Origin of the sequence: Marinomonas primoryensis, assembly GCF_013372285.1 — a bacterium.
Classification (GTDB): Bacteria; Pseudomonadota; Gammaproteobacteria; order Pseudomonadales; family Marinomonadaceae; genus Marinomonas; species Marinomonas primoryensis.
The window spans coordinates 3,307,596-3,323,245 of record NZ_CP054301.1 but is presented as its reverse complement, the minus strand read 5'-3'; the positions used below and the strand labels follow the sequence as shown (position 1 = coordinate 3,323,245).

The window sequence follows — 15,650 nt, the reverse complement described above, 5'->3', positions numbered from 1 at the left end:
GTTTTTGATTTCCTTCTACAATATTTACACTGCTTTAGAGGAGGGAGGTATAAGCTTTGATAATAATTCTTTTCGCTTTACTCGATCTTGTCTTTCCTTTATTTGCGCTAATTTGAGAACCTCATTTGCATAATTTTCAGAAAATACGAAGAGCCCATCGTCATCACCAATGGCAATATCACCTGGTTTAACAATCACGCCTGAGAGAGTAACGGGTATATTAATTTCTCCGCTTTGAGCATTTGTTCTGGTGCGGGTGGTGAGTGCGCTCACTCCTCGGGCAAAGATGGGAAAGGGTTGGGATCGTAGCGCCGAAATATCAGTAATGTTTCCGGCAATGATAACACCAGCAAGCTTTTTAATTTGTGCTGCCAAATTTCTCAACTCTCCCCAGCAGGCATAGTGATCATTGACTGCGCACTCAATAGCAAGAGCATCTCCAGCTTGGGCTTTAATTAGCGCTTCTCTGAGTATTCCTGCATCAGGTGGGTATATTCTAGCGGTAACAATGCGGCCTACCATTTTTTGATTAGGTACTTGTGATTTAATGTCGCTCAAATAGCCAGTGTCCGTTAAATGGCCCAATGTCGAAGTAGAAATGTTGTGAAATACGTCTTTCATCTGATAGTCCAAAAGAAAATTGTGCGCCTCTTGATAACAGTCAGGACGCACATTAGTCGTGAATAGAAGGGATTTAGGAAGATTGTCTAAATGGATTAACGACGGTTCCTTTACCAAAAGGCATACTGCCAGGTCCACCTGCGCGATCTATCATGGGAGATAAAAGGTGTTTTTGTGGCCAACTTTCACATTCAAATAGCTCATGAATTAGCATCTTTCGAGTGTCATCAGAAAATTCGATGTGTTTGATAAGCTGTTGAATTTCAGAGCCCATCACCTGCCAAAGTTCGTTATTTTTAATATTATATGTGAGGCTCAAGGTGTCGATAATCGAGCGCATATTGACTTGAATAGCGAGTGTTTGTAGCCAAAATAATAGGTCTTCTGGTCGGTCATGATAGAGAGTATTGGCATGCCCAGGCTTGATACAATAATTGGGGGCCGTCATCCCATGAGCTTCTAACCATGGCACATAGATTCTTAAAGAATCATGATCGCGAAGTAGTAGACCGTGTGCTTGCCCTTTGTTCCATACGAAAACAGCATTTTGTCCGTGTGCTTCTCCAAGCATTCCTATTCGGAACATACGTAGGTTCACATCAAAGAAACAAGAGGCCAGTTCTTTGAAAAGCATGAGAACTGATTCTTTTGTTTGGCTAAGGTTTCGATAGGATAACCATTCATCAAAGAAATGATCTTTGGAGTCGTGAAGTGGTGTTCCCAATGCCGCCATTGGCATAATGCGAATGTCTGGATTTTTTAATAGCGAGTTAGGGTAGGTGCGGATCATCGCCGATAAATGCCGTGGTGCGTCATCAAACAAGGTTGCCTCTGGTGGCATAAATGCCCACCATTTATCTTCTTCACAAAGGAACAGTTTTTCCTCAAGCGTGCGATCCAGTGTTTTGCTTTGCTGTAACAGTTTTTCACTTTAGCCACTGTTTATCATTTTAACGGCGGGGAGGTAACGAGATGCCCCAAGCGAGTAAATCGCCATTGGCAGTTTTAAATGTTCGTTACTATCAAAGCAAGGTGTCATGGATGGACCTTAGTGATGATTCAGAAGAAGCGCTAAACTGTCTAATTTGTTTGTTATATAGCAACCTTTTTCTATTTAAACTATATTGTTCGCTATATAACAAAATTTTCTATGTGTTAGTCATGGTTTTGGATGGCAGAATGGCAAATCGAGAGCAGATCGGCGAGCAAATTTGCGCAGCCCGCAAAGCGCTGAAAAAAACGCAAAAGCAAATAGCAGAACAAACAGGCGTGAATAAATCGACTTTGTCCTTGATTGAAAACGGCCGTTTCACTGGCTCGTTAGATATTCTCGAACGCTACCTAGACGCGGTCGGCTTAACCTTAGAAGTCACCCCCAAAAAACACCAATTACCCCAATGGGACGAGATAGAATCCTTGTTTGCGGAGGATGACTGATGTCCGCTGACACTGAGTCTATTGTTTTCCCCCATAGCATCGACAAACTCACGGTTTGCGCGGAAGGTCACGAGCTTGGTTTGCTGACCAATGCGTCTAGGCATCATTATCAACCTAGTCAAACAGAGCGTTTTGTTTCTCTGACTATGACCAAGCCAAGTTTGGACGGCTATTCTTCTGGTACCTTGCATCCTATTTTTTCTCAAAATCTTCCCGAAGGATTTAATCGCCGTTTCATTGCGGAAAAGCTGGCGCGTTATGCTCGGGTTGACGATATGTATTTGTTAGCGCTGCAAGGCGAGAATGGCATTGGTCGCTTGTCTTATCGTAGCGAGTTGGCGTTGCCCGAGCTGGAACCAGTAGGTTTGGATGATATTTTGCAGTATCAGGGAAAGCAGCCTTTGTTTCCGCAGTTATTGGAAAAATATTATCTACGCAATAGTTTGGCCGGTGTGCAGCCTAAGGTGAGTATTCCGAACGCCAGCTTATCGACGGGGCGAACCTTACAGCAGAAAGATCTGATCGTTAAATCGTTTGATGCTGAGTTTACGCTGTTAACAGTGAATGAATTTGTTTGTATGGAAGCGGCAAGATTTTGTGGTTTGGCGCCGCCTAACACCTATTTGTCAGAAAACTTAGATACGTTTGTGGTTGAGCGTTTTGATAAACCCAATGGCGAGAGTTTGGGCTACGAAGATTTTACCACCTTGCTGAGAAAGCCCAACTCGCCAGACGCAAAATACAATGGCAGCTACGAAGCGCTGTTGAAAGCGACGTTTATGTACACTAATAGCCTTGATGAAGTACGTAAAATGTATCGCTATATTGTTTTTAATTGTCTTATTGGCAATGGTGACGCGCATCTGAAAAATTTTGCCCTGCAATACACACCAGACATGACGCGTATTTTTGTCGCGCCACCGTTTGATATCACTCATACGGTTATGTATCAGACCATTGACGATAAAATGGCGTTAAAGCTGGCAAAGAGTCATGTTTTTCCTGATTATAAAACCTTGCTGGGGTTGGCTGATTCGGCTTTGTTTCGAATTCGCGATGCCAAAGACATTATTGATAGCACGGCCCAAGGCATTTTAGAGTATCTGGCTATTTCTAACGAAGTGGCTTTGTTGGCCGGTTTGAAAGACTCTATTGAAAAATCGGTGGCGATAGGCATGAATCGACAAGCGATAAGTGTAGATTTCCGACACGATAAAAAACGTAAGTTTGAATAAGGCAGGACGCATGGCTGGTGAAAGCCTCAATACCAATGAAGAACACAGCTCGAAGATTCCCGCGCTGACGCTGTTGAGCAATTTGGGTTACGAGTTTATTCCCCCAAGTGCTTGTTTGGCGCAGCGGGGGAAATCCTCTGTGGTGATTTTGCCACACGTTCTTCGTGAGGTATTAGCCAAGCAGCGTTTTTCCTATTTGGGCAAGCTTCGGAGTTTGTCAGAGGAATCGATTGATAAGATCGTTCATCAGCTTGCCAACCCTGCCATGAACGAAGGCTTAAGCGCCGCCAATGAAAAACTCTACGATGCGTTAACCTATGGCATCACGGTGACGGAGTTTATCGACGGTAAAAAAACACAGCCCAACCATTCAAATGATCGATTGGCAAACGCCCGCCAACAACGAATACCATTTTACCGAAGAGCTGACAGTGGAAAACACCCATGGCACGGGCAAATGTATCCCCGATATTGTGTGTTTTGTGAATGGCTTGCCTTGGGTGGTGATCGAGGCGAAGCGTCCAGTGTCCAGCCAAAAAGGGAAAGCTAAGGCTGGGAAATCCTCGGTGCTGGAAGGCGTCTCGCAAAGCATTCGTAACCAAGCTCAAGATCAAATTCCGCATTTGTTTGCCTACAGCCAGTTGTTGTTATCGATTAATGGCGATGATGGTTTGTACGGCACCTGTGGCACGAAAGACAAGTTCTGGGCGAAGTGGAAAGAAGAAGAGATCACTGAGGTGACATTTTCACGCCTGAAGAACACGCCGCTTTCGCCAGCCAAGCTAGATGCCTTGTTCGATCATCGACCGAGCAAAACGCGAGAAACCTATCTTGCTTTGATCGCGGGTGGGGATTTGTTGGTAACGGATCAGGATCGTCTTTTGGTGTCTTTGTTGCGCCATGACAGATTGCTGGAAATGACGCGTTTGTTTAGCTTGTTCGACAAAAAGAACGGGCGCATTGTGGCGCGTTATCAGCAAGTGTTTGGTATTAAAGCCTTGGTAGAACGCATCACCACCTTTGATGATGGCGTGGAAGAGGGTGGCGTTGTTAATGCGAAACGCCAAGGCGCTCGTAACGGCGGCGTGATCTGGCATACCACGGGCTCTGGCAAATCCTTTACCATGGTGTTTCTCTCCAAGGCGTTGATCTGGTTGCCTGAGCTGGCGAAGTGTCGGGTGATTGTGGTGACTGACCGGGTGGATTTGGAAAATCAGTTATCGCAAACCTTTATGTCAGGCGGGGCTTTGTCGACGAAAGATCAGTCCAAGGCGATGGCGACCAATGGCGCGCGCCTTGCTCAGCAAATTGGCAGGGGCAACGAGCGGATTATCTTTTCTATTATTAATAAATTTGGCACCGCGGTGGCGTTGCCGGAATGCTATAACGACAGCCCAGATATCATCGTGCTGGTGGACGAAGGACACCGCAGCCAGAATGGCGAAAACAATATTCGCATGCGCCAAACCTTGCCCAAAGCGGCGTTTGTGGCCTTTACCGGTACGCCTTTGTTGCAAGACGATAAAACTGAAAACAAGTTCGGCAAGATTATTCATTCCTACACCATGCAACAAGCGGTGGAAGACAAAACGGTTACGCCGTTGTTGTACGAAGAACGCAAAGCAGAACTCAGCCCCAATGACAAAGCCATTGACGCTTGGTTTGATCGCATTACCGATACGCTGACCGACAAACAACGCGCGGACTTAAAACGTAAGTTTGCTCAGCAAGGGCAGATTTATCAAACTCACGGTCGCTTAGAATTGATCGCTCATGATATTTCGGACCATTTTCAAAACTTCAAACATCGTGGTTTAAAAGGGCAATTGGCATGTGATTCCAAAGCCTCGGCAATTCGCTATAAAGTGTTGTTGGATGAGATTGGTAAAGTGACTTCTGTGGTGGCGATGTCGGCGCCAGACACGCGAGAAGGCCATTGTGAAGTCGATAAAGAAAGTACGGACATCGTACAAAACTGGTGGAAAAACAACGTCGTTAATCAGGACGAGAAAACCTACACCAAGCAGATTATTAAAGCGTTTTCTGAGGACGACGGCCCAGACATTATGATCGTGGTGGATAAGCTGCTGACGGGCTTTGATGAGCCGAAAAATACGGTTTTGTACATTGATAAACCGTTGAAACAACATAGCTTGATTCAAGCGATTGCGCGAGTGAATCGCTTATACAAAGACAAAGATTTTGGCTATTTGATCGATTATCGTGGAGTGTTGACAGAATTAGACACCACAATTGAGAAGTATCAGGATCTTGCTAAGCGCACGCAAGCGGGCTTTGATATTGACGATCTCAAGGGCTTGTACAGCGCCATGGAGACCGAGTACAAAAAACTGCCGAGCTTGTACGCGACCTTGTGGTCATTTTTTGATTCGGTTCAGAATAAGAGTGACCTCACTGCATTAGGCCTGGCGTTGGCGGTTAAAATCGAAAATATTGATGGTCAGCTAACCGATGTGAATTTAAAAAAACGTGATGATTTTTATGCGGCCTTGTCGGCGTTTGCTCGTTGCATGAAGGTGGCGTTGCAATCGGCGGGGTATTTTGAGGATGAACGCTTTGATGACAAACGGGCGCTGTATAAGCAAACCCTGAAAAACATGACGGACTTACGTCAGAAAGTACGTGCAGCGGCAGAAGAAACCATCGATTACGATCAATACGAAGAGGACATTCGAGCCTTGCTGGATAAGCATATTGGCGGAGTAGAAATTCGTGAATCAAAAGGCGCGTATTGGGTCGGGGATTTGGGTAACAATAGCCAACCTGTACCGATGACAGGCGCCGAAGCACGTAATAAAAAAGACGCCATTACTGGGCGCATGACCCGACAAATAGAGCAAGAGCTGGCGGATGATCCTTACGCTCAGGAATATTTCTCCAAGCTGTTAAAAGAGGCCATCGAAAAGGCCAGCGCCATGTTTGATGCGCCGATTAAGCAATATATGCTGTTTGCGGATTTAGAAGAGCAGCTAAAAGAACGTAATGTGGCGGGGATTCCGCTAGAGAAAATCCGCCAGCTCGATTCGTATGTGCGTGGCAATGTGCAAATTTACTATGGTTTGATGCTGGGTTTGTTTGCTGATGCCGATCCAAATGCGTTGCCGTTTAACGAAGATAAAGGCATTGAATATGCGTTAAAGATAGATCAAGTAGTGCATAAAGCCGTAGCGGAATATTCGATTAACCCTCATGAGATGGAAAACCAAATTCGACTTGGTCTGCTGCCTGTTTTGTATCAGGAATTAGGTATGCAAAAAACCGAAAGTTTGATCACGGATGTGACACAAAACAATCGCCTTAGACGTTCGTCTCATTAAGGTTAATTATTTTATGAAAGCCTTTTTATGACTGCCATTCATTCTAATGAACGCGATAGTGAAGAATACAGCTTTGTCTATGGCGACGACGCTATTGCCTACGAGGTGATTCGTAAAAAACGGCCTTTGGTTGAAAAACAAGAAAGTGCGACGACAAACAAACGTAAAATTACCCTTCGCGTTTCTCCCTCTGGCGAGGTGCAAGTGATCGCGCCGGATGATGCCACCAACGAGGCGATTCATGAAGCCGTGATTAAGCGTGCAAAATGGATTTGGGATGCCTTGGTCGCGTGTCGCAGCCAACAGGAATTTGTTCAGCCCAAAGACTATGTCAGCGGCGAGATGCAATTTTATCTTGGCAAGCGCTATGTATTAAAAGTGGTGGAAGACTACGCCACAGGGCCAAAGATCAAGATGACGCGAGGCAAGTTGTTAGTGACGTTAAGTCAGTTTGATGAACACAAAACCGCTCGTGTGAAAGCACTGGTCACGCACTGGTATCAAGCGAATGCAGAAAGGGTGTTTCAAGAGCGTTTGATGCAATTATTGCCCGAAACACAATGGGTCAAAGGCGTACCGTTTTTTCGAGTGTTGCCCATGCAAAAACAATGGGGCAGTTGCTCGGCACGTGGCTCGCTTTTGCTTAATCCTCACCTCATCAAAGCGCCAAAAGACTGTATCGATTACGTAATTTTGCACGAACTTTGTCACATTGCTGAACACAACCACAGCGAGCGCTTTTGGCGTTTGTTAACCCAAGTTATGCCGAACTGGAAAGAAGTGAAAAATCGTTTGGATAGCATGGCGGAACTGTACTTGAATGAATAGTAATATGGTATGGACCCAGTTTCCTAGACAGTTTCTACGTCTGTAAAATAAGCTTTCATATTGCAGTGGCGATAATCCATCATTGGATCCATGGTGTCGCTTTTTGATTGGCGGGGCAGCACCGATATAATCAAAATTCCCAACGAACCATATCGCTTCTGCTTGATAGGTTCGATGGTGTACTCTTTCTTTTTTTAAAATGAGAAAAAGCTTTCCGCAACGGCATTATCATGGCAATTACCACGACGGCTCATACTGGGCTTCCGTGATTATTATCTTTGCTATGCCTTGCCAATCTTTCGAGGTATATTGAGCGCCTTGTGGAGTGCACCAGTTCTTTGTGGGACGTCGCCGCCAAATAGCATGAGTAAAGCATCAATAACCGACCTCGCTGTTGCTCTTGGATCTCATTGACCACCCTACGATCAATTCTTTCCACAAATCCTACCTTCTCCTTTTCTTTAGGTCTTTGGTGACAGGTAGCCGTAAACACAACCACTCTCAAGCCAATGTATTTACCCCAACGGCAATTGGTCATTTCTGCGTTCTCGTCGACTTTTAGCGGTCCAGCCGCTAAAAACCGCTCCCATGGACTTGCAGTGTTCGGTCATAAGACAACACAGGGAATTAGTTCGTTGAGTCAGGATTTTGGCGAACGTGTACTTTTCTTTGACTCCCCGGCAAAGTACACGGCGGCCTCCTTTAGAATGTCCCTCTCTTCGGTCACCCGCTGAAGCTCCGCTTTGAGCCGTTGGATCTCTGACTGAGCGGAATCTTCCGCTTTTCGACTTGCTTCAGGTTTGCGGTATCGAGCAATCCAATCATGCATACTTTTGTAACTAACGCCAAGTCGCTCAGCCACTTCAGCAATCTTATAACCACGCTCTGTTACTTGTTTAACGGCTTCAATTTTGAACTCTTCGGTATAGCGTTTCCCACTCATAATTCACCTCATCTTTACCTATTATTATATAGCTATGAGATGTCTACAAAAAGCGGTCCATACCCGCAACGTATTCTTTGCCAAACAAATTGCTGATGTTCATAGAAAGTTGAGTGGCTTTTGTCATGTCATAACCAAAAGAGGCGTCAACGATCACAGCGGCTTCACTTTTGGCATCATTGCTATTGCTAAAGTAGTAGGAGCCGATGTAACGAGCGCCTAACCCTACAGACATGTCTTGACGTGGAAGTGTGTAATGGCCCCATACAGAAGCAGAATGTTTTGGCGTGTATGAGATGGTATTACCCTCGTAGTTATCATCTTCAGTGATTTTTGGCTCCATATATGAGTAACCACCTGAGATGCTTAAGCTCTCTGTTAATTCCGCTCTTGCTTCTAGATCAATACCTTTGACTTGGTTTTTACCAATCACTTCACGAACAATACCGCTACTTTGGAAAGACGCGGTTTCTACATTGCTTTTTTCAAGATCGTAAATAGCAACAGAAAATAGCGCATTCATATTGTTTGGAGAATACTTTGCTCCGATTTCAAGTTGCTCACCGCGGACAATTTTTGTACTCGTCGCCGATGGTGGCGCTACGGATTCGACTTGGCTAATGTAAGCAGAGACTTCATCGCTTAATTTGTATGTGAATGCCGAGCGGAACGTGTCTTCTGAAAAATCATTGGACGATTTTGTCTCTGTTAAATAGTTTAATTGATCAACATCAATGTCGTCGTGTCGTGCGCCAAGGGTAAGGATGTATTTGTCATCTAGTGCGAAGTTTTGCTGAATCAACAGAGCTTTCGTCTGGTAATCGCTTTGTGTGTTGCCGTAAACCGGTATGTTTGTAGGGGCACCAGAATAAACTGGGTTATCAATATCAATGCTCGAAGCACTTCCATAGTAGGAAGTGGAATCGGTTGTCGAATCTTGATACTCGATGCCAAATACTGTGCTGCTGTCGAGACGATCAAAGCTTATGTCGTATTGTCCTAGTAAATTGCCATTAAACTGTTCCAGCTTGGAATTTTGGCCATAGTAGTCACGACCCATAGTCGTTCCAGATGTGTCTGAAGAATATTTACTTAAGTACAAATAACCAAAACTGTCTTCGGCATCACTGTATCTTAAATTCGAAATGACTTTGAAGTTGTTATCAAGGTTGTGGGTAATGTGTGCACTGATATTGGTGCGCTCCACATCATGGGAATTATAATCCGGTTCGCCATAGAGTATGCTGCTGTCGTATTCTTTGCCCGCAGGGTAACCGCCGCTGTTCGGTGAGGAATCGGTTTTTAGATAGTCAACGATCAAGTTAGCTCTGGTATCGTCATTAGGTTCCCAAGAAAGGCCGCCCATAATAAATTGCGAATCGTCTTTCGAATAATCGTATTCTCGGTCGCTGTCTTTCACTTTGCCTGTTAATCGATACGCCAGTGTTTCGTTTTCATTTAGTGTATTGCCAACATCGATGCCAACTTCTTTGTGATCGTTGGAGCCATAGGTGACGTAGGCATTTCCGAATTCATCAAATTTTGGCTGTTTACTGACAAAGTTGATGGATCCACCTGGGTCTGCAGGACCAAACAAAGTGGAGTTCGCACCGCGAATTACCTCAACGCGTTCGAAAGCATAAGCGTCTTCTCTAATGCCCCTCATAGAGCCAAGCGTTAGTCCATCACGATAGGTTGTGGCACTAAAACCGCGAATTTGGAAGTAGTCATTTCGGTCATCTGTACTGTAGTAACCCGTCACGGTGCCCGGTGTGTATTCAAGGACTTCTTCTGTTGTGCTGGCGTTGCGCTGTTGGATTTCTTTTTCTGTGATCACTGACACAGAAGCGGGCGTGTCCAAAATACTGGTGGCGACTTTGCCGCCGCCCCAGAGCTCTTTGGCAACGACGGAGTTGGAATCGTCGTCCGCTAATATTTGATCGTTAACGATAATTGGAGACAGTCGAAACGCTTCGGTTTCTCCTTCTGTGTCTGCGTAGCCAATGATAGGCGTTATGATTGAGCAGCAGAAAAGCGCGGTCTTGGCATAGTGGTTTTGCTTTAGTGTTAAAGGCAGGGTGCTTTTTTTCTTCATTTTAGGTTCCTCATAGTGAATTATTCCACAAATCGATATAGAAATGCTGTTGTTAATGGTTATTGATAATGTTAATGAATTGAATTTCCCCAAGTGCTTTTTGTCTGGTTAAAGCCTTCTGTTTTCTTAAGTGGTTTTGGTGATTTTGTGACGCCCGATTGGCAGTACCATCGGGCGGCCGGAAAGAGGGTCGAGCATTATTTGATTGTGCAGACCGAAAACTGACTGAATGACGTCTTCTGTGATGACATTTTTCGGCGTTCCATAAGCGTGTATGCGGCCTTGTCGCATGGCGATGAGTTGGTCTGAATAACGTGACGCTAGGTTTAAATCATGCAAGACCAATACGATGGTGGTGCCTTGGCTTTGATTTAAATCAATCAGCAGATCTAATACTTCCATTTGGTGGGTGACATCGAGAAAGGTTGTCGGTTCATCCAGCAGTAAAATCTCAGTTTCTTGTGCGAGCGCCATGGCGATCCACACACGCTGACGTTGTCCGCCCGACAGTTCGTCTATTTCTCGATCTATTAGTTCTGTGGTTTTGGTGGTGTCTAGCGCTTTGGCGATGGCTTCATCGTCCGTTTTATTCCAGCGGGACATGAAACCGTGATGAGGGTGTCGTCCTCGGCTAACCAGATCGCCAACCGTGATGCCTTCTGGTGCAATCGGTGACTGAGGCAGCAGACCAAGCGTTTGAGCTAACTGCCGTGTTGGCATCTTATGTATGGATTTTCCATCGAGTAAAACCTGACCTTGAGAGGGCGAGATTAAGCGAGACATAGTACGTAATAACGTGGATTTTCCACAGGCGTTTGCGCCGATAATGGACGTGATCTGACCCGCCAGTATTTCTATGTTGATATTATCAAGGATGGTTTTATCGCCATATCCGGCATCAAGATGATCCACGATGAACTGATGGTTAAGTGTCATAGTGAGCCTCCTTTGCGATTCACCCGAATGATGAGATAAATAAGATAAGGCGCGCCTAATGCACCGGTAATAACACCAACCGGGTAGCGGCTAGGCAGCAAAAATTGTCCAATATAATCGCCAGACAAAACCAAGCAAGCGCCAATAAGACCAGCAGGAAGGATGATAGAACCATTGTTTTTGATGAGTCTCATGGCGATGGGACCAGACAAAAAAGCCACAAAAGCGATGGGGCCAGTGATGGCAACACCGACTGCAATGAGTCCCACAGAAGCGATAATGACGGTAATTCGCGTCATACCGACTCGCACACCGAGCGATTGCGCCGTATCGTCGCCCATTCGTAAGGTGTCCAGATCACGGCTTCGGCTCAGTAAAAAACCACCAAATATTAATAATGAGATGAGCAATGGCAGCGCTTGATCTAATTGCGCGGAATTGACACTGCCACTTAACCAGCGAATGGCTTCTTGTCGATCCCATGATTGAGCTTGCGACAGCAAATAGACAATAAAGCTTTCGATCATAGCGGAGACACCGATACCGATTAAAATGAGTCGTGTTCCCGTGGCGCCATTACGATAAGACAAAGCGTAGATGGTCATGGCAACTAGCAAACCGATCGTAATGGAAAAAAACGCCACGCTCGCACCATCCATATTCAGCACAATAATGGCGAACACCGCTGCGGCGGTCGCGCCAGAGCTCACACCGATGATGTCGGGACTGGCGAGTGGATTTCTCAACATGATTTGAAACGCCACACCAGCCATGCCAAAACTCATACCGACCAGAAGGGAAATAACCGCTCGTGGCAGACGCAGGTGACCGACGACAAAAGAGGCGCCTGGTACATCGTCACCAAGTAGCACATTCAATACATCGTTTGGCGGCGTGAAGGATTGGCCCAGAACCAAGGTAATGGAAAAAGCGACCGAGACAAGAATGCACAGAATGACAACAAGGCGAATCCATCGAATTGAGCGATGTTTACGGCCATATTGCACGCGAGATAAGGTGTTATCTAGGTTGCTCATCATAGCTCCTTCACGCGCTGGCGACGTACAATCCAGATAAAAAAGGGCGCGCCAACAAACGCTGTCACCACACCGACGGACAACTCACTTGGCCTTGATGCAATGCGTCCAACCACATCGGCGATGAGTAATAAACACGCGCCGCCTAAGGCGGAAAAAATCAACAACCAGCGATTATCGACGCCGACGAGCAAACGGCATAAATGAGGCACAACCAAACCGACAAAACCAATGGGGCCGCAAATGGCGGTCGTTGCGCCACACAATAACACCGCCGATAACCATGCCATGCCGCGTATCCAAGCGACGTTTTCCCCCAATCCCGCGGCAATGTCGTCTCCCAGCGCCAGCGAGTTGAGCTTTCTTGCAACAAACGCACTCAGTAAAACGCCAACGATAAGAAAGGGCAGAACAAGCTGTATGCTGTCAAATGTGGCGCCGCCGACACCGCCTATCTGCCAAGAATTCACGCCGCCCGCAATGTCGTTTCTGGGTAATACCACCGCGACAGTAAAAGAAGACAGCGCTGCCGACGTGGCGGCACCTGCGAGAGCGAATTTGAGCGGTGTTGATTTTCCATAGCCCATTGAACTGATGAAATACACAAATATGGCGGTTATGCCTGCGCCCAAAATGGCGATCCAGACATAGCTTTGTAGTTGATTTATGCCGAACCAAGCCAATCCGATGACAACAAAGAAAGCGGCGCCAACATTGACACCCAAAATGCCGGGATCCGCCAACGGATTGCGAGTCACGCTTTGCATTATGGCGCCAGATAACCCCAGTGCACTGCCTGCAATGACGGCTAGAACTGTACGAGGGATACGCATAGCGACTGATGCTTCGCCCATGGTGTTCATTTGCCCTTGAAGCGCGCCGAAGATTTCTTGCCAAGACACGTTTCGGGTACCGATGGCAATCGATGAAAAGCACAAAGCGATCAAGACTACGATCAGGCAAAACAGTGCGGCAGGTCGCGTTATCGAGCTTTCTTTGAATCGAGTGACTTTGTTCATTGTGTCGATTCCGCTTTACGTGCCGCGGCGGCAAGGGCGTCAAGATAATCATCCAGTACCCAAGATATCGACAATGGCGTAGGATTCGCCGCAGTGGCTATTTGACTGTTGCCGAGCATGACAATAGCGCCACTTCTAATGGCGCGCATTTTCGACATGAGTGGATTAGTGGTTAAAGGCGTCAATAATTGCTTATTGCCATAAGTGACAAAAATATCGACATCGTTAAATTCATCTATTTGTTCAATGCTGCTTTCGCCAGAATATTGACCATCACGACTGATATTTTTTACGCTCGGGGGAGATTGAAGGCCTAAGTCATCAAAGAAACTCACGCGGGCATCGTTGGCACTGTAAAAGCGTATAACACTCAAATCCGTTGGATCGAGGTGCGTGATGAACATGGCGGATTTACCTTTCAACTCAGGGTAGTGAGCGACCCGTTCGGCGATTTGAGTCTCAATGTGGGCAATGAGCGTTTCTCCCTCTTTTGCCATACCCAACCCCGCACTATTAATGCGAATCATACTGCGCCAGTTTGTCGACCAAGGCTTGTTTGGGAACGCCACAACCGGAGCGATCATGCTTAGTGTGTCGTAATCGGATTGGCTTAAACCTGAATAAGCGGCCAAAATCACATCGGGTTGTGTGGCGGCGACGGCTTCAAAATCGACCCCGTCCCCTTCATCAAACAACACCGGCGTTTTGGCGTTCAAGGTGTTGAGTTGGTCGGCCACCCAAGGCAATACACCATCACCATTATCGTCGCCAAAGGTGGCGGCAGCAAAACCAACAGGTACGATGCCTAACGCTAATGGCACTTCGTGATTGGCCCAAGCCACTGTAGCGACGCGTTTAGGTTTTTGCATAATAACGGACGAACCGAAGGCGTGTTCAATCGTAATCGGAAATTGCGTGTCTTCCGCTGCCCAAGAATTGCAAAAAGAGATAAAAATAAAAGCGCTAATGATAATCATCTTCATTATGGTTTTATGCCACACAAATTAAACTTAATAGGAGCGGTCGTGCCAATAAGCACAAAGCGACGCTAGCTTTTTATGAAAAGGTATCTGGTAATCGAATATAAAGCGGAATAGATGATAGAGCTAATCTTGAGAATATAATTGTACAAATCGGTCGTTTTCATCTTGAGCTAATTGCTTAGGAGTAAGGTGGGAATATTTTTTGATCAACTTAATGTAGTGGGATTGATCGTTGAAACCCTCTTTTGGAAACAGCTCACCCATTTTCAGAGAGTCGAAGCTATTGCGAAAACGTAAAATGTCGCAGTAACTTTTTAAGGCTAAACCGAGCCATTTATTAAAGTAACGATTGATTTGGCGACTGCTCCAATTGGCCGATTTTGCTATTTTGGTCACTGTAACCGCGCCTTTAGAGCGATAAATCAGCTCGGACATTATTTTCTTGCGAGGGTCGATCGGTGCGGTTAATTGTGAAGAAAAATAAAGGCTTAACTTTTCACAAAATGTATTAAAGCACTGCAGGTCATCTGGGTTAATACCGGCAAAACCGTTGTCGAGTGTGATGCGATCGTTGAGGATATCTGCGACGGGCATGTCTAATAAATATTCAGCGGCTAATATTTTTAAGCGAGCGCCAAGCAGTATTGAGTGGCTGGGCATCGTACCGACTTTCGCGCTTGTTTCTAGTCCAACAAGTGAAATGTGAAGAGGATACTCAGCGCTATGGAAAAAATATAAATCAATGCCGCCATCTGGGAAAGTCGACAACTCTTCATCTTCATCGCTCGGGTTTTCAATCATCCAAAAACTTTCAATGAATGGAGACAAGTTTTTACTTGGCTCTAACGAAGTAAGTTGAATAGTATCTTTCATCGTTTAACCATAATAGTCTGAGTAAATGTTAGTTGTACGCTAGATATTCTTCTATGGCGCTTAAATTAAGTATCAAAAAAGGGGCGGCATACTGTCATTTTAGCGATGCGATAGTAAATTGCGGCTTGCAATTGAAGTGGACATTATAAGGATTAAAAAAAGATGTTCTACCTTCAATCAATCTGGGTTCGTATAGTGGGCTGGTTCTATCGACTATGATTGTTTGGTTGTTTTAGGTGTAAATTAGATGATTGCTATGTCATCTTTTATTCACTTTGCAGCGTATAAGTGTCGCTACATTAAAT

12 protein-coding genes and 2 pseudogenes are annotated in these 15,650 nt (G+C 45.6%); 5 read left to right on the top strand and 9 right to left on the bottom strand.

Annotation, left to right across the window (positions count from 1 at the left end; translation table 11 throughout):
• Positions 1 to 24: 24 nt before the first annotated feature.
• Positions 25 to 621 (bottom strand): RraA family protein, encoded by a 597-nt coding sequence (locus MP3633_RS15475; RefSeq protein ID WP_176336192.1) that lies wholly within the window; start codon positions 619 to 621, stop codon positions 25 to 27.
• Between the two features lie 73 nt (positions 622 to 694).
• Complete coding sequence (locus tag MP3633_RS15470) at positions 695 to 1,462, bottom strand: IucA/IucC family C-terminal-domain containing protein (protein WP_342356101.1); 768 nt, start codon at positions 1,460 to 1,462, stop codon at positions 695 to 697.
• Positions 1,463 to 1,800: 338 nt separating this feature from the next.
• Between MP3633_RS15470 and MP3633_RS15465 the strand changes: the two genes are divergently transcribed.
• The 5 genes and pseudogenes from MP3633_RS15465 (at position 1,801) to MP3633_RS15450 (ending at position 7,459) form a co-directional block, all read left to right on the top strand.
• Positions 1,801 to 2,058, top strand: a complete 258-nt coding sequence (locus MP3633_RS15465) for a helix-turn-helix domain-containing protein (protein ID WP_176336191.1) — start codon at positions 1,801 to 1,803, stop codon at positions 2,056 to 2,058.
• Complete coding sequence (locus tag MP3633_RS15460) at positions 2,058 to 3,293, top strand: type II toxin-antitoxin system HipA family toxin (RefSeq protein ID WP_176336190.1); 1,236 nt, start codon at positions 2,058 to 2,060, stop codon at positions 3,291 to 3,293. Before MP3633_RS15465 ends, MP3633_RS15460 begins: the two co-directional genes overlap by 1 nt.
• Positions 3,294 to 3,303: 10 nt before the next feature.
• Positions 3,304 to 3,600: pseudogene (locus tag MP3633_RS19080) on the top strand (hypothetical protein); the annotation flags it as partial.
• A gap of 67 nt (positions 3,601 to 3,667) precedes the next feature.
• The gene (locus tag MP3633_RS15455; protein ID WP_217909017.1) at positions 3,668 to 6,631 is read left to right on the top strand and encodes a type I restriction endonuclease subunit R; all 2,964 of its coding nucleotides are present in this window, start codon (positions 3,668 to 3,670) and stop codon (positions 6,629 to 6,631) included.
• Between the two features lie 27 nt (positions 6,632 to 6,658).
• Complete coding sequence (locus tag MP3633_RS15450; protein ID WP_176336189.1) at positions 6,659 to 7,459, top strand: M48 family metallopeptidase; 801 nt, start codon at positions 6,659 to 6,661, stop codon at positions 7,457 to 7,459.
• A gap of 36 nt (positions 7,460 to 7,495) precedes the next feature.
• Here MP3633_RS15450 and MP3633_RS15445 read toward each other — a convergent pair.
• The 7 genes and pseudogenes from MP3633_RS15445 to MP3633_RS15415 all read right to left on the bottom strand — a co-directional run.
• A pseudogene (locus MP3633_RS15445) lies at positions 7,496 to 8,402 on the bottom strand (transposase); the annotation flags it as partial.
• A 43-nt stretch (positions 8,403 to 8,445) separates the two neighbouring features.
• Positions 8,446 to 10,497: a TonB-dependent siderophore receptor gene (locus MP3633_RS15440; RefSeq protein ID WP_176336188.1), complete on the bottom strand. Its 2,052-nt coding sequence runs from the start codon at positions 10,495 to 10,497 to the stop codon at positions 8,446 to 8,448.
• A 126-nt stretch (positions 10,498 to 10,623) separates the two neighbouring features.
• Positions 10,624 to 11,433 carry an ABC transporter ATP-binding protein gene (locus MP3633_RS15435; protein WP_176336187.1) on the bottom strand — a complete coding sequence of 270 codons (810 nt, stop codon included), beginning with the start codon at positions 11,431 to 11,433 and terminating at the stop codon, positions 10,624 to 10,626.
• Positions 11,430 to 12,470 (bottom strand): FecCD family ABC transporter permease, encoded by a 1,041-nt coding sequence (locus MP3633_RS15430; RefSeq protein ID WP_176336836.1) that lies wholly within the window; start codon positions 12,468 to 12,470, stop codon positions 11,430 to 11,432. The genes MP3633_RS15435 and MP3633_RS15430 overlap by 4 nt, the downstream gene beginning before the upstream one ends.
• On the bottom strand, positions 12,470 to 13,489 hold the full coding sequence (locus MP3633_RS15425; RefSeq protein WP_176336186.1) for a FecCD family ABC transporter permease: 1,020 nt from the start codon (positions 13,487 to 13,489) through the stop codon (positions 12,470 to 12,472). The genes MP3633_RS15430 and MP3633_RS15425 overlap by 1 nt, the downstream gene beginning before the upstream one ends.
• Positions 13,486 to 14,472 carry an iron-siderophore ABC transporter substrate-binding protein gene (locus MP3633_RS15420; RefSeq protein WP_176336185.1) on the bottom strand — a complete coding sequence of 329 codons (987 nt, stop codon included), beginning with the start codon at positions 14,470 to 14,472 and terminating at the stop codon, positions 13,486 to 13,488. The genes MP3633_RS15425 and MP3633_RS15420 overlap by 4 nt, the downstream gene beginning before the upstream one ends.
• A 123-nt stretch (positions 14,473 to 14,595) precedes the next feature.
• On the bottom strand, positions 14,596 to 15,345 hold the full coding sequence (locus MP3633_RS15415; RefSeq protein ID WP_176336184.1) for a DUF6597 domain-containing transcriptional factor: 750 nt from the start codon (positions 15,343 to 15,345) through the stop codon (positions 14,596 to 14,598).
• Between the last annotated feature and the right edge of the window lie 305 nt (positions 15,346 to 15,650).

Excerpts from the sequence above, each read along its gene's own strand:
- MP3633_RS15475 (WP_176336192.1), bottom strand. The coding sequence starts at position 621 with ATGAAAGACGTATTTCACAACATTTCTACTTCGACATTGGGCCATTTA.
- MP3633_RS15470 (WP_342356101.1), bottom strand. The coding sequence starts at position 1,462 with ATGCCACCAGAGGCAACCTTGTTTGATGACGCACCACGGCATTTATCG.
- MP3633_RS15465 (WP_176336191.1), top strand. The coding sequence starts at position 1,801 with ATGGCAAATCGAGAGCAGATCGGCGAGCAAATTTGCGCAGCCCGCAAA.
- MP3633_RS15460 (WP_176336190.1), top strand. The coding sequence starts at position 2,058 with ATGTCCGCTGACACTGAGTCTATTGTTTTCCCCCATAGCATCGACAAA.
- MP3633_RS15455 (WP_217909017.1), top strand. The coding sequence starts at position 3,668 with ATGATCGATTGGCAAACGCCCGCCAACAACGAATACCATTTTACCGAA.
- MP3633_RS15450 (WP_176336189.1), top strand. The coding sequence starts at position 6,659 with ATGACTGCCATTCATTCTAATGAACGCGATAGTGAAGAATACAGCTTT.
- MP3633_RS15440 (WP_176336188.1), bottom strand. The coding sequence starts at position 10,497 with ATGAAGAAAAAAAGCACCCTGCCTTTAACACTAAAGCAAAACCACTAT.
- MP3633_RS15435 (WP_176336187.1), bottom strand. The coding sequence starts at position 11,433 with ATGACACTTAACCATCAGTTCATCGTGGATCATCTTGATGCCGGATAT.
- MP3633_RS15430 (WP_176336836.1), bottom strand. The coding sequence starts at position 12,470 with ATGAGCAACCTAGATAACACCTTATCTCGCGTGCAATATGGCCGTAAA.
- MP3633_RS15425 (WP_176336186.1), bottom strand. The coding sequence starts at position 13,489 with ATGAACAAAGTCACTCGATTCAAAGAAAGCTCGATAACGCGACCTGCC.
- MP3633_RS15420 (WP_176336185.1), bottom strand. The coding sequence starts at position 14,472 with ATGAAGATGATTATCATTAGCGCTTTTATTTTTATCTCTTTTTGCAAT.
- MP3633_RS15415 (WP_176336184.1), bottom strand. The coding sequence starts at position 15,345 with ATGAAAGATACTATTCAACTTACTTCGTTAGAGCCAAGTAAAAACTTG.